Annotated in this window: 19 protein-coding genes; 17 read left to right on the plus strand and 2 right to left on the minus strand. The window is 48.6% G+C overall.

Features of this window, described 5'->3' with window-relative positions:
• Positions 1-67 precede the first annotated feature (67 nt).
• The 5 genes from rfbD (at position 68) to HMPREF0980_RS04715 (ending at position 8,020) form a co-directional block, all read left to right on the plus strand.
• Complete coding sequence (gene rfbD, locus HMPREF0980_RS04695) at positions 68-928, plus strand: dTDP-4-dehydrorhamnose reductase (RefSeq protein WP_049727944.1); 861 nt, start codon at positions 68-70, stop codon at positions 926-928.
• Positions 901-2,229, plus strand: coding sequence for a dicarboxylate/amino acid:cation symporter (locus tag HMPREF0980_RS04700; protein WP_242847333.1), 1,329 nt, complete (start codon positions 901-903; stop codon positions 2,227-2,229). The genes rfbD and HMPREF0980_RS04700 overlap by 28 nt, the downstream gene beginning before the upstream one ends.
• 157 nt (positions 2,230-2,386) lie before the next feature.
• Positions 2,387-5,425: an ATP-binding protein gene (locus HMPREF0980_RS04705; protein ID WP_049727945.1), complete on the plus strand. Its 3,039-nt coding sequence runs from the start codon at positions 2,387-2,389 to the stop codon at positions 5,423-5,425.
• Positions 5,426-5,463: 38 nt separating this feature from the next.
• Positions 5,464-7,329 carry a TIGR03960 family B12-binding radical SAM protein gene (locus HMPREF0980_RS04710; protein WP_049727946.1) on the plus strand — a complete coding sequence of 622 codons (1,866 nt, stop codon included), beginning with the start codon at positions 5,464-5,466 and terminating at the stop codon, positions 7,327-7,329.
• A 19-nt stretch (positions 7,330-7,348) separates the two neighbouring features.
• Entirely contained in the window at positions 7,349-8,020 is a 672-nt protein-coding gene (locus tag HMPREF0980_RS04715) for a TIGR03936 family radical SAM-associated protein (protein ID WP_242847351.1), read from the plus strand.
• A 40-nt stretch (positions 8,021-8,060) separates the two neighbouring features.
• On the opposite strand, the gene HMPREF0980_RS04720 is transcribed toward HMPREF0980_RS04715, so the two are convergent.
• Positions 8,061-8,804 carry a transposase gene (locus tag HMPREF0980_RS04720; protein ID WP_049727948.1) on the minus strand — a complete coding sequence of 248 codons (744 nt, stop codon included), beginning with the start codon at positions 8,802-8,804 and terminating at the stop codon, positions 8,061-8,063.
• Positions 8,805-8,939: 135 nt separating this feature from the next.
• Here HMPREF0980_RS04720 and HMPREF0980_RS04725 point away from each other — a divergent pair, with 135 nt between their 5' ends.
• The 7 genes from HMPREF0980_RS04725 to HMPREF0980_RS04755 all read left to right on the plus strand — a co-directional run bounded on the left by HMPREF0980_RS04725 (position 8,940) and on the right by HMPREF0980_RS04755 (position 14,641).
• Positions 8,940-9,839 (plus strand): SPL family radical SAM protein, encoded by a 900-nt coding sequence (locus HMPREF0980_RS04725; RefSeq protein ID WP_049728335.1) that lies wholly within the window; start codon positions 8,940-8,942, stop codon positions 9,837-9,839.
• A gap of 89 nt (positions 9,840-9,928) precedes the next feature.
• The gene (gene ybaK, locus HMPREF0980_RS04730; protein ID WP_049727949.1) at positions 9,929-10,411 is read left to right on the plus strand and encodes a Cys-tRNA(Pro) deacylase; all 483 of its coding nucleotides are present in this window, start codon (positions 9,929-9,931) and stop codon (positions 10,409-10,411) included.
• A gap of 34 nt (positions 10,412-10,445) precedes the next feature.
• The gene (locus HMPREF0980_RS04735) at positions 10,446-11,051 is read left to right on the plus strand and encodes an HAD family hydrolase (RefSeq protein WP_049727950.1); all 606 of its coding nucleotides are present in this window, start codon (positions 10,446-10,448) and stop codon (positions 11,049-11,051) included.
• Between the two features lie 61 nt (positions 11,052-11,112).
• Complete coding sequence (locus tag HMPREF0980_RS04740) at positions 11,113-12,432, plus strand: aspartate kinase (RefSeq protein ID WP_049727951.1); 1,320 nt, start codon at positions 11,113-11,115, stop codon at positions 12,430-12,432.
• A gap of 21 nt (positions 12,433-12,453) precedes the next feature.
• On the plus strand, positions 12,454-12,870 hold the full coding sequence (locus tag HMPREF0980_RS04745) for a CBS domain-containing protein (RefSeq protein WP_049727952.1): 417 nt from the start codon (positions 12,454-12,456) through the stop codon (positions 12,868-12,870).
• 58 nt (positions 12,871-12,928) lie between these two features.
• Positions 12,929-13,720, plus strand: a complete 792-nt coding sequence (locus HMPREF0980_RS04750) for an amidohydrolase family protein (protein ID WP_049727953.1) — start codon at positions 12,929-12,931, stop codon at positions 13,718-13,720.
• 27 nt (positions 13,721-13,747) lie between these two features.
• On the plus strand, positions 13,748-14,641 hold the full coding sequence (locus tag HMPREF0980_RS04755) for a DMT family transporter (protein ID WP_049727954.1): 894 nt from the start codon (positions 13,748-13,750) through the stop codon (positions 14,639-14,641).
• Positions 14,642-14,781: 140 nt separating this feature from the next.
• Here HMPREF0980_RS04755 and asnA read toward each other — a convergent pair whose 3' ends face one another.
• Positions 14,782-15,792 carry an aspartate--ammonia ligase gene (gene asnA / locus HMPREF0980_RS04760; RefSeq protein WP_049727955.1) on the minus strand — a complete coding sequence of 337 codons (1,011 nt, stop codon included), beginning with the start codon at positions 15,790-15,792 and terminating at the stop codon, positions 14,782-14,784.
• A gap of 201 nt (positions 15,793-15,993) precedes the next feature.
• On the opposite strand from asnA, the gene HMPREF0980_RS04765 reads away from it, so the two are divergent.
• From HMPREF0980_RS04765 to rplU, 5 genes are all read left to right on the plus strand, one after another.
• Positions 15,994-18,219: a ribonucleoside-diphosphate reductase subunit alpha gene (locus HMPREF0980_RS04765; RefSeq protein ID WP_049727956.1), complete on the plus strand. Its 2,226-nt coding sequence runs from the start codon at positions 15,994-15,996 to the stop codon at positions 18,217-18,219.
• A gap of 24 nt (positions 18,220-18,243) precedes the next feature.
• Positions 18,244-19,287 carry a ribonucleotide-diphosphate reductase subunit beta gene (locus HMPREF0980_RS04770; RefSeq protein ID WP_049728336.1) on the plus strand — a complete coding sequence of 348 codons (1,044 nt, stop codon included), beginning with the start codon at positions 18,244-18,246 and terminating at the stop codon, positions 19,285-19,287.
• Positions 19,288-19,322: 35 nt separating this feature from the next.
• Positions 19,323-20,216 carry a DMT family transporter gene (locus HMPREF0980_RS04775; RefSeq protein ID WP_049727957.1) on the plus strand — a complete coding sequence of 298 codons (894 nt, stop codon included), beginning with the start codon at positions 19,323-19,325 and terminating at the stop codon, positions 20,214-20,216.
• A 29-nt stretch (positions 20,217-20,245) separates the two neighbouring features.
• Positions 20,246-22,933, plus strand: a complete 2,688-nt coding sequence (locus HMPREF0980_RS04780) for a DEAD/DEAH box helicase family protein (RefSeq protein WP_049727958.1) — start codon at positions 20,246-20,248, stop codon at positions 22,931-22,933.
• A gap of 143 nt (positions 22,934-23,076) precedes the next feature.
• Positions 23,077-23,385, plus strand: a complete 309-nt coding sequence (gene rplU, locus HMPREF0980_RS04785; protein ID WP_049727959.1) for a 50S ribosomal protein L21 — start codon at positions 23,077-23,079, stop codon at positions 23,383-23,385.
• Positions 23,386-23,392 lie beyond the last annotated feature (7 nt).

The following is a 23,392-nucleotide window of genomic DNA, read 5'->3' on the forward strand; positions in this document are numbered from 1 at the left end:
ATAGGAACGATGTGTTCCGTTTGGAATATATACACTAAGCAGATTATGAGATACGGGAGGAGAGCATATGATTAAACTTTGGATTGCAGGAGCGGGAGGGCAGCTTGGTACTGCCATGAACGAAGTACTGGATCCGCTTGAAGCGGAAGTGTTCAACACAGATAAAGAAGAACTCGATGTCACACATACAGACGAGGTGATTGGATTTGGTGAGATCAACCGGCCGGATGTGATTATCAACTGTGCGGCGGTCACGGATACCAGGCTGTGTGAAGAACAGCCTGAGCTTGCCTACAGGGTAAATGCGCTCGGGGCGAGGAACTTGAGCATCGTTGCAAGAAAGACAGGGGCAAAGATTGTACAGCTGTCTACCGATGATGTGTTCGACGGCCTGAGCAAGACTCCTTATTCGGAGTTTGATGACACCAATCCGCTAACGGTGTACGGACGGTCTAAACGAGCCGGAGAAAACTATGTAAAAGAGTTCACGCACAAGCATTTTATCGTGCGCAGCAACTGGGTATACGGCGGAGGTGATAACTTTGTTAACAGCGTGCTTCAGAAAGCCGAAAAACAGAAAGAGCTTTCTGTCGCTTCCGATCAGTTTGGTTCCCCTACGAGCGCCAGGGATCTGGGCAGGATTATCCTGCATCTGATTCAGACGAATGAGTACGGCACGTACCATGCTACATGCAAAGGAACGTGCAGCCGCTATGAGTTTGCAAAAGAAATCCTGAAACAGGCGGGCCTGGAAGCTGAACTGACGGCGGTGCAGGCACGTGAATCAGAACTGTCTTCCGTACGCCCGGCTTATGCAGTGCTGGACAACTTTATACTTAGAATCATTGACGTATATGAGATGCCCGGCTGGAGAGCATCCCTGGAGGAATATATGGAAGAGTGGAAGAGCAAAGGAGGAATCGGATAGATGGGTATTATGAGAAAAAGGGAGAAAAAAAGCTAGGACTTACGACAAAGATTTTCATAGCGCTGATTGCAGGTGCCATATTCGGCATCCTTCTATGCTACGCAGTACCTGCCAGCTCTATAAAAGATGATGTCATTGTAGACGGTGTGCTGCATGTCATCGGCCAGGGATTCATCCGGCTTATGAAGATGCTCGTCGTGCCGCTCGTATTTTGTTCTCTCGTATGCGGGAGCATGTCGATCGGTGACACGAAAAAACTGGGCACCGTAGGAGTGCGGACGCTCATATTCTATCTCTGTACGACCGCCCTCGCCATAACGGTGGCATTGTCTGTAGGTAATATTATCAACCCCGGACGGGGGCTGGACATGTCTAAGATACAGGCCGGCGCAACAGATGTGGGAAGCGCGGAAACGACCTCCCTTACAGATACGCTGCTAAACATCATTCCCGATAATCCGGTCAGCTCGCTGGCAAGCGGCAGCATGCTTCAGATTATCGTATTCGCACTTATCATCGGCATCATACTTGCAAAACTGGGAGAGCGGACCGAGACGGTGAGCAATTTCTTCAGCCAGTTCAATGATATCATGATGGAGATGACGATGATGGTTATGAGCCTTGCGCCAATCGGTGTATTCTGCCTCATCTCCAAGACATTCGCGGGTATCGGGTTCTCAGCCTTCGTGCCGCTCGGCAAATATATGATAGGGGTATTGATTGCATTGGCGGTACAGTGTTTTGTCGTTTATCTCGGACTATTGAAACTGTTTACAGGCTTGAATCCGCTGAAGTTCATCAAAAGCTTTTTTCCTGTCATGGCTTTTGCATTCTCGACGGCGACATCGAATGCGACAATACCGTTGTCCATCGACACGCTTGCTAAGAAGATGGGAGTATCGAAAAGGATATCTTCATTTACCATACCGCTCGGCGCCACAATCAATATGGACGGTACGGCAATCATGCAGGGTGTGGCGGTCGTGTTTGCGGCGCAGGCATTCGGCATCCGCCTTGAGCTGATGGATTATATTACCGTTATCGGGACCGCGACGCTGGCTTCTATCGGGACTGCCGGAGTTCCAAGCGTCGGCCTCGTCACGCTCACGATGGTATTTAATTCCGTCGGGCTGCCTGTGGAAGCCATCGGCCTTATCATGGGGATAGACAGGATTCTGGACATGACGAGGACTGCAGTCAACATCACTGGAGACGCGGTATGTACTACGATAGTCGCACACCAGAATAAAGCACTGGACAGGGATGTGTTTAATCGGAAAGCATCTGCCAAAAGTGCCTGATATGACTGCGGAGGATGAATCAGATGGCCTGATACGGCGGCCACATGTACATTGAGTTTCCATCACAGATGTGATATCATTCTAAATATACATTACGGACAATAAAGCGAGTGCTTTCTACATAGCTGCTGGCTTTACGGGAGAGAGGGGCGGTAAGATGAAGCCAGGCGAAGCAGACAGCAGGATGGAACCGGAGCGGCAGACGGATTATTATAATCGTCTGTTCCAGTCTGTCATGTGTGGAATTGTACAGTATCGGCTGATGGACCATCGGGCAGTTTTTAAAAGTGCCAACAGGGAGGCAATCCGAATCTTCGGCTATACGCCGGAAGAATTCTGGTCCATCGGGCAATGGGGGGCAGATATCCTTATAGCGGATGAGGACAAGGAGTATATTCTTGAATTGCTTACAAAGCTTAAGAAGCCGGGAGATAAAATCAGCTTTGAATACCGTCTGCTGAGGAAGGGCGGGATACCTTGCTGGATCATCGGAAGCGCAGAGCGGATTGTCGACATTGACGGGGAAGACGTGATTCAGAGCGTCTATATGGATATCGACGAGCGGAAGAAGGCAGAGAAGCGCAACGAGCGCCTGACTGCGCAATTGGAGGCAAGCAACGAGATTCTGCATCTGGCGCTGGAACATACGACTACATGTGAAATCTACTATTACCCTGAGACGAAAGAATGTATCGTGCCGGAACGCACCCGTGAAATATACCGCTGCCGTGCGCAGTTTGAAGACATGCCCTACAGCTTCGCTCTGGAACATGTGGACGAAACATCCAGGCCGGCATTCTATGAGATGTACGAGCGGATCCAAAGCGGCGAGAGCACTGCCTCCTGTGATTTCAAGGGGATTGACGGAGGTTACTGGTGCAGGGAGACGCTGTCGGTCATACAGTTTGACGAAAACCGGCGTCCCAAGCTCGTTATCGGTATTGTAGAGAATATTACAAAGCAGAAAGAAATGGAAAACGCGCTTGAAGAGGCGCGTTCCCGCGACCGTCTGACAGGCCTGTACAATAAAGAGAGCGGCATACGTCTAGTGCAGGAATATCTGAGCGGCAAGAGGCCGGAAGAGCATGGAGTCATGATGCTCTTCGACATGGATGACTTCAAGCAGATCAACAAAGCGGAAGGCGGCATTTTTGCGGATGCTGTCCTGCAGGAAGTGGCCGAGCTGCTGAGGGCGGAGAGCGGGCCGGACGATATCCAGATACGTCTCGGCGGCGATGAATTCATGGTATTCTTTAAGAATAGCAACAAAGCGGAGGCTACCGTAACCGGGCCCCGCATTGCAGCCCAGGTAAAGAATATACTGGTCAATACCGAGAAGAACATAAACGTGTCGGTCAGCGTCGGCATGTGCAGTACGGAAGTCGTGGATGAATATAATGCCCTTTACCGCTGTGCGGAAAGTACGCTGAAGTATGTCAAAGAGAACGGCAAGGGAGCTGCCGCCTGCTATCTGGATACGTCCAATGAGCTTGGCGTATTTCTTACGCAGCTCTATACCGACAAGCATCTGGTCAATGACATTAAGATGGAGACGTCACGGCCGGACGATGACCTTGTATCTTTTGCACTGGATCTGCTCGGGAAATCAAAGAATCTGGACGATGCGGTATTCCTTCTTCTGTCCCGAATCGGCAGGACGTATCATTTTGACCGGGTGTCCATCATTGAGGCGGACCGTGCCTATCTCAGCTATCGGTTTACCTACCAGTGGGCCAGAAATAAAAATGACCTTCAGCTCGGACAGGATTTCTATGCTTCTGATGAAGATTTTGAAATCTGTGCTAATATGTATGATGAGGACGGGCTGGCAGACCATAACGTAAGAGAAGGCATCTCCCATATCGCTTCCTGCCTCCACGGGGGCATCTGGAATTATGGCGAGTATGTCGGCTCTATGAGTTTTGAAATAGATGAGGCACATTATGAGTGGACGCAGGAACAGCGCAAGCTTTTGAAGGAGCTGGTCAAGATAGTCCCTTCTTTCATCATGAAATCTAAGGCAGACGCGGTGAGCCGGGCTAAGACGGACTTCCTCTCGCGGATGAGCCATGAGATACGTACGCCGATGAACGCGATAAGCGGTATGACGACGATAGCCAAAAGTGTGCTGGATGACCGGGATAAGCTGATGGGCTGTCTGGACAAGATTGAATCTGCCAACGTCTATCTCTTGAGCCTGATTAATGATATCCTGGACATGTCCCGTATAGAGAGCGGAAAGATGGAGCTGAACTACAGCCCCATGAATCTCGTACAGCAGCTGGACAATCTTGAATCTTTATTCCGCGCGCAGGCGGAAGAAAAGCATCTGGAACTGGTTTTTGAGAACGAGTACAGTGCAGACCGCCTTTTATATGCCGACAGCCTCAGGCTGAACCAGGTGCTTGTCAATATTATCGGTAATGCAGTCAAGTTCACGGAGCAGGGAAGCATTACCGTGCGGGTGGAAGTGACAGAGCTGGTGCCGCAGGCCGTGCTGCGTTTCTCGGTCGCCGATACCGGTATCGGAATCGAGCGGGAGGCGATGTCACGTATTTTCAATGCTTTCGAACAGGCAGATGCCGGTACGGCGTCCCGTAATGGAGGAACGGGGCTGGGTCTTGCGATTTCAAGCCGTCTTGTACAGATGATGGGAGGAACGCTGGAGGCGAGCAGCTCTGTAGGAAAGGGCTCGGAATTTATCTTTACGCTGCACTTTGATTATGCACATGAGGAAGAAGCGCCGGAACTGCAGAAGGAGGCGGTACCGCCCGTGGACTTCCGTGGGCGCCGTATATTGCTGGCGGAAGACAACGAGCTCAACAGGGAGATTGCACAGTCGATTCTCGAAATGAACGGGTTTGACGTGACTTGTGCCGCAGATGGACATGAAGCGCTGGACAGGTACTGGGAGAGCGCTGTCGGAGAGTTTGACGCGATTCTGATGGATATCCGGATGCCGGTCATGGACGGTCTGGAATCTGCCAGACGCATCAGGACCTCGGGCAGGCCGGACGCCCGTACGGTCGTAATCATAGCACTCACTGCCAATGCATTTGATGAAGATACGAAAAAGTCTATAGCGAGCGGCATGGACGGTCATCTGTCGAAGCCGATCCAGGTGGAACAGATGCTGGAAACGCTGGGCAGATGTATGAATAAAGGTGATGCCCGCTCTGGTTTGATATATGACTAATACATAGTAATGCTACTGACTAAATTTAAGGAGATACCATGAGGAAATTAGCGTTAAGTGATGAAATATTACTAAAAATAGAGAAGCCTGCCCGCTATATCGGGAACGAGGTCAACTCGGTGATGAAAGACAGCAGCGAGGTGGAAATACGTTTTGCCATGTGTTTTCCGGACGTGTACGAAATCGGAATGTCCCATCTCGGTATACAGATATTATATGATATGTTCAACCGGAGGGAGGATGTCTGGTGTGAGCGCGTGTATTCACCGTGGACAGACCTGGACCGCATCATGCGAAGCGAGGGAATTCCTCTGTTCGCGCTGGAGTCCCAGGACAATATCAAAGAGTTTGACTTTCTTGGAATAACGATACAGTATGAGATGTGCTACACGAATATCCTACAGATTCTTGAGCTGAGCGGGATGGCACTTAAAGCAGAGGAAAGAGGGGAAGACTCGCCGGTTGTTATTGGCGGGGGGCCATGTACGTACAATCCTGAGCCGCTGGCGCCGTTTTTCGATATGTTCTATATGGGAGAGGGAGAGACGGTATATGACGAACTATTGGATGTATACAAAGAAATAAAAAGAAGAGGCGGGGCCAAAAAGGAATTTCTTGAGGCTGCCGCCCATATAGAGGGGATATATGTGCCCTCTTTTTATGATGTCAGCTACAAAGACGATGGGACAATCGCGTCTTTCGTGCCAAATAACGTACATGCCAAGGAGAAGATCAAGAAACAGGTCGCCATGGATGTGACGGTAATTCCCTATCCTGAGGCACCGGTCGTACCGTTTATCAAAGCGACCCAGGATCGTGTCGTCCTGGAGATTCAGCGTGGCTGCATCCGGGGATGCCGGTTCTGCCAGGCGGGTATGCTTTATCGTCCTACGAGAGAACGTGAGGTGGATGTACTCAAGGAGTACGCCTATAAGATGCTCAAAAGCACCGGACATGAAGAGATATCCCTGAGCTCCCTGAGTTCCAGCGACTACAGCTGCCTTCAGGAGCTGGTGACATTTCTCATAGATGAGTTCAAAGGGAAGGGGATCAATATATCCCTGCCGTCTCTCCGTATCGATGCGTTCTCTCTGGATGTTATGAGCAAAGTGCAGGATATACGCAAAAGCAGTCTTACTTTTGCACCGGAGGCGGGATCTCAGCGTATGCGGGATGTCATCAACAAGGGGCTTACGGAGGAGGAGATCCTTAACGGGGCCGGAGAGGCCTTCGAGGGCGGCTGGAGCAAGGTGAAGCTTTATTTTATGCTTGGACTTCCCACTGAGACAGAAGAAGATAGGAAAGAAATCGCGGTGCTGGCGGATAAGGTGGCGAGAAGATATTATGAGATTCCAAAAGAAGAACGCAATGGAAAATGCCAGATTACGGCAAGCACTTCTTTCTTTATACCAAAACCATTTACTCCGTTCCAATGGGCAAAGATGTATACGAATGACGAATACATCTCCAGGGCGGCGACAGTGAAGCATGCCTTCAACGAGCAGCTGAACCGCAAAAGCCTCCGCTATCACTGGCACGATGCGGAAGTCACCGTGCTCGAAGGGGTATTTGCCAGAGGAGACCGCAGAACCGCTGCTGTTATCGAGGAGGCATACCGGCTCGGCTGTCTGTATGATTCCTGGAGCGAGCATTTTGACAATGAGAAGTGGATGCAGGCATTTGAAAATACTTGTGTCGACATAGCGTTTTACAATCAAAGGGAGCGTTCCTTGGAGGAAGTGTTCCCGTGGGATTTTATTGATATCGGCGTTACAAAAGATTTTCTCGTGCGGGAGTGGAAACGGGCCATGGATGGGGAAGTGACCCCAAACTGCCGCCAGAAATGTTCCGGCTGCGGCGCGGCAAGATGGGGAGGAGGTGTCTGTATTGAAGGCAAGAATTAAATTCCGTAAAACAGGTGTGATGAAGTTTATCGGTCATCTGGATGTAATGCGGTATTTCCAGAAAGCGATGAGGCGTGCCGACATCCCCATTGCCTTTACATCAGGCTATAGTCCGCATATGATCATGTCGTTTGCACAGCCTCTCGGAATCGGGATTACAAGCGATGCAGAGTATCTCGATATCGAACTGGCAGAGCCGGTCACGTCGGCAGATGCTGTAGGGCGGCTTAATTCAGTGATGGTAGAAGGAATAGAAGTCGTAAGCCTCGTAAAGATAGCAGATGACAGGAAAAGCAGCGGCATGACCATCGTCGCTGCGGCCGGCTATGAAGTGACATTCCCTGAAACATTCCAGACATCGGAAGAAGTAATAAGAATACCCGAATCATGGAAAGAGCAGGCCGAATCCTTCATGAATCAGGAACAGATAGTCGTGTGGAAGAAGACGAAGCGCAGCGAGAAAGAAGTAGACATAAAACCGATGATTTACGATTTTACAGTGAACGAAGACAGCATATATCTGCTGCTCGCCACTGGAAGCGAACAGAACCTCAAGCCGGACCTGGTGATGGAGACATATGTCAGATACATGGGGATGGATATAAAAAAGATACCTGTACATTACCATAGGTTGGAAGTATATGCCAGAAAAGACGGTAATCTGGTACCACTTGAGAAGCTGGAAATTTGAAAGGGGTCAGACCCCTGTGTACACAGGGGTCTGACCCCTTTCAAAATTTAACATATCGTCCGACTTCTGCTTTTGAAACATCCAAATTGTCTGACGCATATTTTATAAATTCTTTCTTCAGTTCAGACGACCAGAAAATTGCATCTTCAGAAGGCAAATTCTTTCCTGCAAGAAAATATTTAGAACATTTCTCAATGAGAAGCTTTTTTCTTTCATACACTTCTTCTGGCGTATCAATATATATGAATCGGTCATGTTTGTTATGAAATTGCTGGAAGTCAATCGTGTTCGGAAAATGTTGGACATAAATGCGGAAAGCTTTAGGATGAATGAGAAATCTTGATTTTTTTACATATTCTCTCATGCTACTGAATTTATACATTACGGGAGAGGGCACAAGACATGCTTGCATAGGATTGTTATGGATATAGCGCATGCAGCACCAGAAATATTTTTCGTTTTGTATAGCTTCGCTGTGAAAACGCCCCTGGAATACATGGCCGCTTTTATTATATTTGGAGTTATAATACACTGCATATGTAGTGGAAAGCTGCTGGATAAAGGCTGACAGTTCAGTAAAGGGAATTTTGAGAAGCAGATGAAAATGATTAGACATAATGCAATAGGAATAGAGTTCAGCAGGATACTGTAGACATGACTTTTGTAAGATACGCAAGAACTTTTTTTTGTCATTTTCCAAGTTGAAAATGTTGTTTTTATTTATGCCGCGGTTCGTGATGTGATACATGTCCGTAGAACTGCGCATTCTTGGTTTTCTCGGCATAGTTACCTCCTTTCTTGTTGTGCAAACATGATATCACAGTTATAATGAAAAGACCAGAAGAAATCAGAAAAAGGAGAGAATTTTCATAGGGGTCTGACCCCTGTGATATGAAGGGGTCTGACCCCTATGAAAATTATGGAGTATATACCGGCAAAAACAATTGTGACGCGCATGAAAAAGCCTGGGGAATGGTTTGGTGCGGATTATAATATGAATATCTATAAAGGTTGCTGCCATGGTTGTATTTATTGTGACAGCCGATCGGACTGCTATGGCATCGACAGGTTTGATGTGGTCCGTGCGAAGGAAAACGCGCTGCAGATTATCAGGGATGATTTGAGGCGGAAGACAAAAAAGGGCGTCATAGCCACCGGTGCTATGAGTGACCCGTACAATCCGTACGAAAAGGAACTGCTGCTGACCCGTCATGCACTTGAATTATGTGATGCATTTGAATTTGGCGTTACGATTGCAACGAAAAGCACGATGCTAGTAAGGGATATCGATATACTCGAGAGCATAAAGGAACATTCCCCAGTATTGTGTAAAGTTACAATTACTACAGCTGATGACAGCCTTTCTTCAAAAATAGAACCAGGGGCGCCGGTTTCTTCGCACCGATTTGAACTACTTCATGATTTGGCAAAACGAGGAATACCAGCAGGAATTCTGCTCATGCCGGTTCTTCCTTTTCTGGAAGATACGATAGACAATATACGGCTGATTGTACAGAAAGCCGCGCAAAGCGGGGCCCATTTTATTTATCCCGCTTTCGGAGTAACGTTGCGAAACAATCAGCGACAGTGGTATCTCCAAAAGCTTGAACAGTTATTTCCAGATCGGCAGCTTATAGAAAAATATAATAGACAGTATGGCACGTATTACGAGTGCAGGAGTCCCAGAGCAGGGAGGCTTTGGGATTGCTTTAAAAAGGAATGCGAGGAAAATGGGATATTATATCATATGAAAGATATTATACACGACTACAAAGCCCCCTATCGGTGTGAGCAGTTAAGTTTATTTGATGATATATAATTTGATAAAAAGTCAGAAAATAAAAGGAATTTTGAAAGGGGTCAGACCCCTATGCATATAGGGGTCTGACCCCTTTCAAAGGAGGAGCAATGGGAAAGAAGGAAGTTAAGACGAATGCGATGCGTATCCTTGACCGTATGAAGATACCATACGAGTATGATACGTATGAGTGTGATGATTTTGTGGATGGCCTCCACGTGGCAGATATGCTCGGGACGGACAGAAGCCTTGTGTACAAGACGCTTGTGTCGGTCGGCAGGAGCGGTAAATGCTATGTGTTTGTCATTCCTATTGAATCGGAGATTGATTTCAAAAAGGCAGCCCGAGTTGTCGGCGAGAAATCCCTTGAAATGCTGCATCTGAAAGAACTGACGAAAGTGACCGGCTATATCCGGGGCGGATGTACGGCTATCGGGATGAAGAAGCAGTATCCGACGGTGATACAGGAATCAGCGCAGCAGCTGCCCCATATGTATGTAAGCGGAGGAAAGCTTGGCATGCAGCTGAAACTTGCCCCCGCAGATCTGAGAAGAGCAGCAGACGCCTCATTCGCAGACGTCATCCACCAGTAACAGAAGCGGACGGTACCGCAGACAGGAGGAACAGATGGAATACCTTGGTAAAAAAATAGATACGGTGATACTAGACATAGGCAATGTATTGATCGATTTTGCGTGGGAGGATTACCTCGCCTCTTTCCGATATAGCCAGGACACGTATGAGACGGTAGCTAACGCCATGTTCCGGAACGAAGACTGGAGTATGGGCGACTCGGGCCTGGTTACGACGAGCCGGTGGCTTGAACTCTTTATCGAAAATGCACCGGATGCCGAATCTCAGATACGGGAGGTGTTCGCGGATTTTGGCCGCTCTATCGTCCCTTATCCCTTCACGGAGGCATGGATCAGGTATCTCAGAGAGCAGGGAGCGCGGCTCTATTACCTTTCCAACTATTCAGAGGAAATGTACCGCCAGTCAGAGGAACAGCTGGCGTTCCTGCACATGCTCGACGGCGGCATATTCTCATGGAAAGAGCGTCTGATGAAGCCTGATCCCGCTATATACAGCCTCCTTATCGAACGGTACGCCATCACGCCTGAAAGCGCCGTCTTCTTCGATGACTGCAGGGAAAATGTAGAAGCAGCACGAAAGTCCGGAATCAACGGAGTGCTATTTACGACAGATATTCCATTGCGGATGCTCGAAAAATGATGTAATATAAATAGAGAATTACGCAAGAAAACAAAGGCAGTTATGGAGGATTACAGAAAAGATGAAGAAAGTTGTAAAGTTTGGCGGAAGTTCGCTGGCAAGTGCCGCACAGTTTGAGAAAGTAGGAGCAATAATCAGAAGAGATGACGCAAGACGCTATGTAGTTCCGTCCGCACCCGGTAAACGAACGCCGAATGATACAAAGGTGACAGATATGCTGTACAGCTGTTACGGTCAGGCCATCATGGAAGAAGAGTTTGAAGGACAGCTTAAAGAAATCAAATCCAGGTTCAAGGATATTATCAAAGGACTTAAGCTGGATTTGTCTCTCGATGCAGAATTCAAGACGATAGAAGAGAACTTCAGCAAAAAGATAGGAAGGGACTATGCGGCCTCCAGGGGAGAATATCTGAACGGAATAATAATGGCCGCCTACCTTGGCTTTGAGTTTATAGATGCTGCAGAGATCATCGCATTCGATGAGTCCGGAGAATTTGACGCAACCGTTACCAACAGGATATTGTCCGAGAGGCTTGCACATACCGAGCGCGCCGTGATACCCGGATTCTACGGGGCTATGCCGAACGGGAAGATTAAGACCTTTTCAAGGGGAGGTTCCGATATCACAGGATCCATCGTTGCCAAAGCCGTACATGCGTGCATGTATGAAAACTGGACGGATGTGTCCGGCTTTCTCGTCGCCGATCCAAGAATCGTAAAGAATCCAAAGGCCATTGACGTCATTACATACCGGGAGCTCAGAGAGCTGTCATATATGGGAGCGACCGTCCTGCACGAAGATGCCATCTTCCCTGTCAGAAAGGAAGGTATTCCAATCAACATCAGGAATACGAATATACCGGAAGATAAAGGGACGCTTATTGTAGAAGGAACCTGCCGTAAGCCAAGGTTCACCATTACCGGAATCGCGGGGAAAAAGGATTTCGCATCTATCACGGTTGAAAAAGCAATGATGAATTCCGAAGTCGGTTTCTGTAAAAAAGTGCTGGAAGTATTTGAAGAAAATGAAATATCTATCGAACATATGCCTTCAGGTATAGATACGATGACAATCTTTGTGCATCAGGATGAATTTGAGGAGAAGGAGCAGAAAGTGATAGCTGGCATCCACCGCGCGGTAGAACCAGACTTTCTTGAACTCGAATCAGATCTTGCCCTGATTGCCGTCGTGGGCCGCGGCATGCGTGCGACAAGAGGGACTTCGGGGCGCATTTTTTCGGCGCTGGCACACGCTAACGTAAATGTTAAGATGATCGATCAGGGTTCCAGCGAGCTGAACATCATAATCGGTGTGCGCAACCATGATTTTGAAGCTGCAGTCAGAGCATTGTACGATATTTTTGTAACAACGCAGATATAAAAAGACAAGGGGAGGTCTGCAATGAATATATTATTTTTTCTGAAGCCCAAAAGCGAGCTGGCTTACATATACGATTACCATACACTCCGTCAGGCACTGGAAATTATGGAATACCACAAATACTCTTCCGTGCCCATCTTGAACCGGGACGGCAAATACGTCGGCTCCATAACGGAAGGCGATCTGCTGTGGGGATTGAAGCGGCTTGATCTGATGAATCTTCACGATGCAGAAGACATCAGCATCAAAAAGATAGAAAGAAGGCTTGATTACCAATGCGTCAACGCGGAATCAAATATGGAGGATTTGATTGGAAAGGCCATGGAACAAAATTTCGTTCCGGTCGTCGATGATGAAGAACACTTTATCGGTATTATCACACGGCGTGATATTATCGGATACTGCTACGACAAGATGAGCGACTGTGATAAGCGCTGAAAAGCAAATATCCGGCCGGACAAGGACAAAAAGACATAACAGAAAAAGGATGAGCACAATGACAATTGATTTTCATACACATATGTTTCCTGATAAAATCGCGAAAGGGACCCTTCGTTTCCTGGCTTCGGTCTGTCACATAGAACCATACACGGACGGTACGTACGAAGGGCTGAAGGCTTCCGCCATAGCGGCCGGCGTGGACATAAGCGTCGCGCTGCCAATCGTGACGAAACCTTCTCAATTTGAATCTATCAACCGGTTCGCGGCAGAGCATCAGGAGGGCCGCATCGTCTCTTTTGGCAGTATCCATCCCGATAGCCATGACTATAAGCATCAGCTCAGGCAGATCAAATCGATGGGCATGAAGGGAATAAAGCTGCATCCTGACTATCAGGAAGTGTACTTTGATGATATACGATATAAACGGATTGTAGATTATGCGTCAGAACTAGGCTTGATAATAAGCGTACACGCCGGCCAAGATCCCAAGTGCCCTGAAGACGTGCACTGTACTCCGCAGATGGCGGCGGAGCTTATCGATGAAGTACATCCGGAAAAGCTCGTGCTGGCCCATCTCGGAGGCAACGGCCAATGGGACCAGGTGGAAGAGCACCTCGTAGGGAAACATGTCTATTTTGATACGGGAGTCGTGCTTGGAAGAATATCAGACGATCAGTTTATAAGAATTGCCAGAACCCATGGCAGCGATAAGATTCTGTTTGCTACAGATTCTCCGTGGGCCGGGCAGAAGGAATTTATCAGCTATCTGGAATCAATGGACCTTACAGAGGAGGAGAAACGCCGCATATCTGGAGAAAACGCGATGCGGATACTTGGTCTTCTGTAAATGTAGGAAAGGACAAGGATGTAGCCTATGAAAAGACTAGCACCTGTATTCGTTTTGATGGCTTCGGTACTATGGGGCTCCATGGGTATCATAACAAGATACGTGGCGGCAATCGGTTTTAACACGAGGCAGACTGCCGCGGTCAGAATCACGTCTGCCGCGGTGGTACTCATACTGTTCCTGCTTATCACAGACCGCAGCAAGCTGAAGATTGAGAAAAAAGATATCAAATGGTTTCTGGGCACCGGACTCGGAAGCCTTTTTATCAATAATCTGGCCTATGCGGCTACCGTACAGAGAGCATCCCTCTCTGTAGCAGTCGTGCTGCTGTACACGGCACCGTTTTTCGTGATGATCATGTCCGTCCTCTTCTTCAAAGAGAAGCTGACGGTCCAAAAAATATCGGCCCTTCTCCTCTCGTTCGCAGGCTGTGTACTCGTGGTTGGACTGTCTGGCGCAAATGTGGGCGGCAATGCAGTTATCACGCTGATGATCGGATTGAGCGCCGGCTTCGGATATTCCTTGTACAGCATATTCGGCAAAGTATTGATGGGAAAATATGAATCACTGACCGTCACGGTCTATACTTTTATACTGGCAAGCCTCGCGTCGCTCGTTATTGCAGAACCTGCCTCTATGGTGAAGATTATAACGGAAAACACGTCGAAAATGCCGGTGACGGTAATTGGAAGCGTCATCACGCTCGCATTGCCTTATATCTGCTATTCCGCAGCGCTGAAATACATCGAGAGCAGCAAAGCCTCTATCATAGCATCTTTTGAGGTGGTTGCCGCCAGCCTGTTCGGCGTCATCCTATACGACGAGTCGCTGGATATGTTTAATCTTATCGGAATCGTATGTGTGGTGGCTGCGCTGATTATACTGCAGTGGAAGCCAAAGAATGAAAGGGAGAGGTCGTAAACGAAGGCACCGTTTATAGTAATGAGGAAGAGCCGGAATCAGGCAGAGGATGTTCACTCACATAACAGCCCTTTATCTGATGCCGGCTCTTCTTGCAGCAGCAACGTGTACGCCCACGGTCTGGCTGACCGGCGCCCCGGCTACAGAAGATTGATATTGTGGGCGGAAGCTTCTTCCAGCATCTCTTTCGGCCATATGGAAGACTGTACTTCTCCGATGTGTGCCTTTCTCAGATACAGCATACAGATCCGGGACTGGCCGATTCCGCCTCCGATGGTATAGGGGAGCTGGCCGTTCAGAAGCGTCCTCTGGAACTCGAGCTCTGCTCTGTCCTCGCAGCCGGCAGCCTTCAGCTGGCGGCGGAGCGCCTCCTCATCCACCCGGATTCCCATAGAGGAAAGCTCGAGGGCAATATCCAGAACCGGATAGTATACGATGATGTCACCGTTCAGATCCCAGTCATCATAATCAGGAGCACGCCCGTCATGTTTCTCGCCTGAGGCAAGCACTTTTCCAATCTGGGAGATAAATACGGCACCTTTTGCCTTTGCAATGCGGTACTCCCGTTCCTTTGCGTCAGACCCGGGATAAAGATCTTCCAGTTCCTGCGACGTGATAAATGTTATTTCATCCGGAAGGAACGGTTCTATGTAGTTATATCGTCTGGACATGAATTCTTCCGTCTCTTTCAGTGCAGAATATACCTTACGGACGGTATACTGAAGCGTCTCCGTGTTCCGTTCCTCTTTCGAGATGACTTTTTCCCAGTCCCACTGGTCTACATAGATAGAGTGGATGTTATCTGTATCCTCGTCTCTGCGGATAGCGCTCATATCTGTATAAAGGCCTTCTCCGGAATGGAAATCATAACGTTTCAAGGCGTAACGCTTCCATTTGGCCAGAGAGTGGACGATCTCTGCCGGCGCGTCCTCCTGTTCTCTGATATCGAAAGAAACCGGTCTTTCTACTCCGTTTAGGTTATCGTTAAGGCCTGATTCCGGCTTTACAAACAAAGGTGCTGAGACACGGGTCAGGTGCAGGGATTTGGCCAGTGCGCGTTCAAAATGATCCTTCACTTCCTTGATTGCAACTTCTGTTTCCCGGATTGTAAGCGGAGATGAATAGTGTTCCGGGGTTATTAAATGTTCCATATGTAAAACTCCTTTGCGTATTATTCTATCTTTTAATGTATACTTACAGACAGGCGTTAGTCAAGCGATTCTTGATGCCGATTTTACCACGGAAGATGAAACGAGGCAATTTCTGGATATAACTGCATCTTGATAAATACCATATGTTGTGATAATATCTGATATATCCACAACAAATTGTGATTATATGGAGGAAGAACAATGAAAGACATAAAAATCAAAGGGCTGGAACAAGTTCTTGCACATATACAAGGAGATTTTAAAGAACCTGAATATGATCTGTCCCGCCTGTACAGCAAATACGAATCGCTTAAGAAACGGGGGATGGATGAAAGGGAAAAGCTGTCCCTGCTTACGAAAGCGGCTGTGGAGCTCACTACCCAGGAGGCACCTGGATGGGAACTGGTTGCCGCCCGGCTGCTGTACGCCGGATTTCACGACAAGCTGGACGAGGCCATGGAAAGATATGGTATCGCCGGTTTTTATGAGAAGATCGTATTTCTGACGGAAGAGAATCTGTATGGCAGCTATATCCTTGCTAATTACAGCAGGCAGGAGATCGAAGCATTCGGCAGGATGATACAGGAGGACCGCAGCAGGCTTTTTACATACTCCGGCCTGGATCTGCTCCTGAACCGTTACGTCATCCGCACCCGCCAGGGCACTGTGCTTGAAACCCCGCAGGAGATGTTCATGGGGATTGCCATGCACCTTGCTATGAAGGAAAAGGACCGGCGCTCAGAATGGGTGAGACGCTTCTATGACATGCTGAGCCTGCTTAAGGTGACGATGGCAACGCCTACGCTTTCCAATGCAAGGAAGCCTTACCATCAGCTTTCCTCCTGCTTCATTGACACGGTTCCCGACAGTCTGGACGGCATATACCGGAGCATAGACAGCTTCGCCAAAGTGAGCAAATATGGCGGCGGAATGGGGCTGTATTTTGGAAAGGTCCGTGCGAGCGGCAGTACCATACGTGGATTTGAAGGGGCGGCGGGAGGGGTCATCCGCTGGATCAAGCTTGCCAATGACACCGCAGTGGCCGTTGACCAGCTTGGGGTCCGTCAGGGCGCAGTGGCCGTATATCTCGATGTGTGGCACAGGGATCTTCCTGAGTTCCTGAAGCTTCGGACGAACAACGGCGACGACCGGATGAAGGCACACGATGTATTTCCGGCTGTCTGCTATCCCGATTACTTCTGGAGACAGGCAAGGGACGATATCGAAGGGGAATGGCACCTCATGTGTCCGCATGAGATACTGGCTGTGAAAGGATACGCGTTGGAAGACTGTTACGGTGAAGAGTGGGAAAGAAAATATCTGGACTGCGTGCAGGATACGAAGATATCGAAAAGAACCATACCAATAAAAGAAATCATCCGTCTGATTATCCGTAGTGCCGTAGAGACTGGAACTCCGTTCGCTTTCAACCGGGATACGGTAAACCGTATGAATCCTAACGGACACAGAGGCATCATCTACTGCAGCAACTTATGCACAGAGATTGCCCAGAATATGGATGCGGTGGAAGAGGTTCAACAGACCATCGAGGAAATTGACGGGGAAACGGTTGTCGTCACTGTGACAAAACCAGGGGAATTTGTCGTGTGTAACCTGGCCAGCCTCTCGCTCGGCCATATCGACGTGACAGACGAGACAGAGGTCCGACAGACGGTGTCCTCTGTGATGCGCGCACTGGACAACGTCATCGACCTTAATTTCTTTCCGGTTCCGTACGCAAAGCTGAACAATGAAAAATACCGTCCTGTCGGGCTTGGTGTCAGCGGATACCACCATATGCTCGCCAAAAACGGGATTGCATGGGAGAGCGGGGAGCATCTTGCTTTTGCCGATAAAGTGTTCCGTTCGATACACCGTGCCGCTATAGAAGCAAGCTGTGATATCGCGGAGGAGAAAGGGGCCTACGCCTACTTTGAAGGGAGCGACTGGCAGACAGGAGCTTATTTTGACAAGCGCGGGCTTACCGGGACCGGATGGGAACAGCTTCGCACGAGGATTGCCTCCTGCGGCGTAAGGAATGGCTATATGCTGGCAGCGGCCCCGACAAGCAGTACGAGCATCATCGCCGGTACAACGGCGGGCCTTGATCCGGTCATGCACAGGTTCTATCTGGAAGAAAAAAAGAACGGGCTCATACCAAGGGTCGCACCTGAACTATCAATGGACACATACTGGTATTACAAGAACGCACACCTGATTGATCAGACATGGTCCATCCGTGCCTGTGGCGTACGCCAGCGCCATATCGATCAGGCACAGAGCATGAATCTGTATATTACAAATGAATACACCTTCCGGAACGTGCTGAATCTGTATGTGCTTGCATGGGAGTGCGGGGTAAAGACCGTCTATTATATACGCTCCAGGAGCCTGGAGGTGGAAGAGTGCGATGTGTGCGCTTCCTAGTACATGAGCAGAGAGGAGAATGATATGGCAGAGCTTACGAAGAAGATGCTTTTCAATCCGGATGGGGACACCGATGTCCTCAGCAGAAGGATGATTGGCGGCAATACGACAAATCTCAATGATTTTAACAATATGAAATATACATGGGTCAGCGACTGGTACCGGCAGGCGATGAACAACTTCTGGATACCGGAGGAAATCAGCCTGGGGGTTGATATAAAGGATTATCTGCACCTTCCTGACGAGGAGCGCAGAGCCTACGATAAGATTCTTTCTTTCCTTATCTTTCTGGACAGCATACAGACAGCGAACCTTCCTCATATAGGTGCATATATCACGGCCAATGAAGTCAACCTCTGCCTGTCCATCCAGGCGTTCCAGGAGGCGGTGCACAGCCAGAGCTACAGCTATATGCTGGATACGATTTGTGAGCCGCAGAAGCGCGAGGAGATACTGTACCAGTGGAAAGAGGATGAACATCTGCTTCAGCGAAACGAGTTCATCGGGGGCCTGTACAACGAGTTCCAGGAGACAAAAAGTGCACAGTCGCTAGTGAGGACACTTGTTGCAAATTATATATTGGAAGGTGTATACTTTTATAGTGGCTTCATGTTCTTCTACAATCTTGGCCGCAATGGAAAGATGCCGGGTTCTGTACAGGAGATCCGATACATCAACCGGGACGAGAACACGCATCTGTGGCTGTTCCGCAGCATGCTCCAAGAATTAAAAAAAGAAGAGCCATGGCTGTTCACTGCAGAAGATATAAACGTATACCGTCGTATGATACAAGAAGGCTGCGAGCAGGAAATCCGATGGGGGCACTATGTCATCGGGGACAAGATACAAGGGCTTACGAAGGAAATGGTAACAGGCTATATCCGCCATCTTGGAAACCTGAGATGTGCAGGTCTCGGGTTTGAGCCGGTATATGACGGATATGACAGGATTCCCGAGAACATGAAGTGGGTAGAACAATATGCAAACGCAAATCTCATCAAAACCGACTTTTTTGAGGCGAAAAGCACCGCCTATGCCAAGAGCAGCGCTCTGACGGACGACCTGTAAAGACAGACTGGCGGATTGGGAGGATAATATATAATATGAAGCAAAGAAGCAGCCTTTTCTATGGCTCCCTTATTCTGATACAGAATATCTTGCTCGGCATAGGCAACCCGATAGCGAAATACGGGTTGTCCTCCTTTCCTTTCTTCTTATATGTATCCGTGCGTTTCCTCATGGGAAGCCTGTTTCTCGTACTCATATTCCACAAAAGAATCTCTGGCGGCATGAGAGCATCCTTCTGGAAACCGGGTACGCTGATTGCAGCGCTTACGGCGGGAGCGTATATCCTCGGTACGCTGACGTTTAAATATACGACGGCGACAAGCGCCGGTTTCCTATTTGCGCTGCCGGTCATATTTACCCCGTTTCTCATGCGGTTCGTATCTAAAGTAAAAATAGACAAGAAAAAATACATACCGATACTCGTTGTTGTTACAGGTACCTATCTGCTCTGCTGCGGGAGCGGAGGCTTCACATTTGGTCCGGGAGAGGCTATGGCCGTTGCAAGTTCTTTTCTCGTCGCCTGCGTCTTTGAGTTCAGCTCTCTCTATCTGAAGCATATGGAGCCGTTGCTGCTGGCAGCCTACCAGGCCGGATTGACCGGTGCCGTATGTCTCGTCCTGGGAATAGCAAACAATGAGGCCATGCCTGCATTTACCGATGTGCCTGCTGCAGCATGGGGCGCACTTCTGTATCTTGGCATCGGCTGTACGGGAATCAGCTACTGCCTGCAGAACTTTGCGCTCAGCAGGCTTGATTCTACGAAAGCGGCGCTTATCATGTGCTCACAGCCTGTCTTTACGGCGGCAGCTTCCTTCCTCCTGCTGGATGAACGGATGGCGGGACTCCAGCTGGCAGGTGCCGTAATCATAATGGCCGGCATCATCTACGCAAATGTAATGCCTGAACACAGGACTGGCGGAACTATATAAGTCACTTTTGCCTGAAAGGAATGGATCACATGAACATTTATGACGGGGTGTTAGAATTCAAAGGGATATGGAGGAGCTATCAGGAACGTGTTCTTCATCATGCAGAAGAGTACCTTTCCGATAATAAAGTGCACATCGTGGCGGCTCCGGGATCCGGGAAGACAACGTTAGGAATTGAACTTATAAGAAGGCTCGGGAATCCGTGTCTGATTCTGTCGCCGAGCATAACCATCCGGCAGCAATGGATATCCAGGATGGAAGAAGGCTTTCTTAAGGAAGGAGAAGATGCAAAAGAATGGTTCTCCAACGATATCAGGAGCGCCAGGCCCATTACAGCGATCACATACCAGGCGCTCTACAGCTGTATGAAGCAGTATGTGGGACATTTGGAGGATTCAGAAGAGGAAGGCGAAGAAAATACTGCAGAGATGGTGGATTATTCGAATGTGGATATATATGAGGCCATTCGTGAAGCGAAGATACGCACCCTCTGTCTGGATGAGGCGCATCATCTGCGCAGCGAATGGTGGAAATCGCTGGAACTATTTCTGAACCATCTACCGGATGTAAAGCTTATTTCTCTTACAGCGACGCCGCCATATGACAGTACGCCGGCCCAATGGAAGCGATATATCGACTTGTGCGGCCCGATTGACGAAGAGATATTCACACCGGAACTGGTTAAGGAAGGCAGCCTGTGCCCACATCAGGATTATGTCTGCTTCAGCTGGCCTACGAAAGACGAACTGGATACAGTCAGAGAATACACTCTGCGGGCAGGGGCATTTGTCAGGGAACTCCGGACGGATGAGGAATTTAAGAAGATGGTGGCCTCCCACGAAGGTCTGCTCGACCCGGAAGGATACGGAGAGAAATTCCTGGAGGATCCGAAGTATTTTTCATCCATCTTAATATATCTGCAGGAGATGGGAATTCCTTTTTCCCCATATCTGAAGAAGCTGATCGGCACGAAAGGTCATCTCCCCATGTTGGATCATGCATGGCTTGAGGTTCTGCTTCAGGGGTTCCTGTACGATGATGCAGAAGCATATCCCTCCGATACGGTCTACAGAGAAGGGCTGATTGACAGGCTGAAAGAGGCGGGCTGCATACACCGCAGAAGGGTCAGACTCGTCAGAAATGATGAAATCGATAAGATTTTGATTAAAAGCAGAGGGAAGCTGAAGAGCATCCTGGAAATTGTGAAAGCAGAATATGCCAGTTTGGGACATGGTCTGCGGCTTCTCGTCCTGTGTGATTATATCAAGAGGGAATATCTGAGCCAGATCGGAGGTGCAGAGGCCTTCACCGGAGAAATCGGAGCGGTCCCTATATTTGAATATCTCAGAAGGGCCTCTATAGAGGGAATCCGTCTGGGCGTATTGAGCGGAAGCGTAATCATCGTACCGATGGATGTCGAGACTGAGCTTGCACAGCTTCTCCAGGCCTGTGCCTGCGGCGGGGCTCTCGAAGAACTGGAGGGCACCGGATATGGGAGGCTTACGGTGAAAGGGAAGAGCCATGACATAGTCGCGGTCATAACAGAGTTGTTTACAAGGGGAAGGATTCATGCACTGGTAGGGACAAAATCTCTTCTGGGGGAAGGTTGGGATTCGCCATGTATCAACGCCCTGGTTCTGGCTACCTACGTGGGTTCTTTTATGCTTAGCAACCAGATGCGCGGACGTGCAATCCGTACCTTCCCGGAACAGCCGGACAAGACGAGCAATATCTGGCATCTGGCCTGTATCTACAGTGTCACGGGGGACGGGAAGCAAGAGGGGAAGACGGCTGGAGATTATGAAACATTGGTGCGCAGATTTGATGCATTTCTCGGTATTTCTTATAAAGAGGACGTGATTGAAAGTGGAATCGGGAGGCTGGAACTTGATACACAACCGGATTGTAACGGCGATATAAGAAGAATCAACAATAAAATGCTTGAAAAGTCTGGAAAACGGGATGCGCTCAGACGTTCCTGGGAAAAATCCTTGAAAGTCATCTATGACGATATGTGTGTGGAAGAAGTCCAGGAAGCAGACAAGCGGATACTGGAACCAGGCTATCTGTTCCTGAATGCGGTAGCCGTGGAAATCGTCTCGTGGATCTGCATGGTATTGATCATGTTGTTCCGGATTTTTCTACAGGCAGGACTGGAAGCGGGATCATTCTGGTCCGCCGCCACCGGTATCTTATTTCTTGCAGCCGCAGTCTGTGCAGGCAGATATGGCGTCCGCATATTCAGACTGTGCACGCCACAGAAACGGATGAAACAGGCGGCAGAAGGTATTTTGGATGCCCTGATACGGACCGGTAAGATGGAAGCGCCGCAGCACAGCAGAGTAGAAGTCAATGAGGAGGAGTTTCTTGTACTTTCCTGCCTGAGAGGCGGAACTACACGGGATAAGACATTGTTTGCGGAGTGCCTGGCACAGTTCTTTGGTATCATTGACAACCCAAGATATATCCTGCTACATAGGAAGGGCAGCGTACGGATAGGCGATTGTTATGCTGTCCCAGACACATTCGGCAGGAAAAAGGAAGATGCTGTTGCTTTCCGGCTATGCATGAAGAAGAGGATGGGAAAGCATGATCTTATATATACGAGGACTCCGGAAGGCCGCAGGCTGCTTTTGAAAGCCCGTATACGCTCTTTCGCCGCCAAGAATGAACGCATTCTGACAGGACGGAAGCAGGTAAAAGGCAAGTACGAATAAAACAGATATTATCATAATATTTTGGTTGATTTTGACAAAAGTCTGTGCTATAATACAACAGTATGCCGCACAATGAGGTTTTCAAGCGCTGCAATTTTATGCGGCCACCACAATTGGCGAGTAATGATAATAGGAGGTGCCATATGTACGCGATTATAGCAACAGGTGGTAAACAGTACAAAGTAGCTGAAGGCGATATCATTAAAGTAGAAAAACTTGGTGCAGAAGCCGGCGAGACTTATACATTTGACCAAGTGCTTGCAGTAGACGACAACGGATTGAAAGTTGGAAATCCGACTGTTGACGGTGCAACCGTAGAAGCTTCTGTAATTGAAAATGGAAAAGCAAAAAAAGTCATTGTTTACAAGTATAAGAGAAAAACTGGATACCATAAGAAAAATGGTCACAGACAACAGTATACTGCTGTAAAGATTGACAAGATCAATGCTTAATCAGGGA

This window comes from Dorea sp. D27, assembly GCF_001185345.1.
Taxonomy (GTDB): domain Bacteria; phylum Bacillota; class Clostridia; order Lachnospirales; family Lachnospiraceae; genus Extibacter.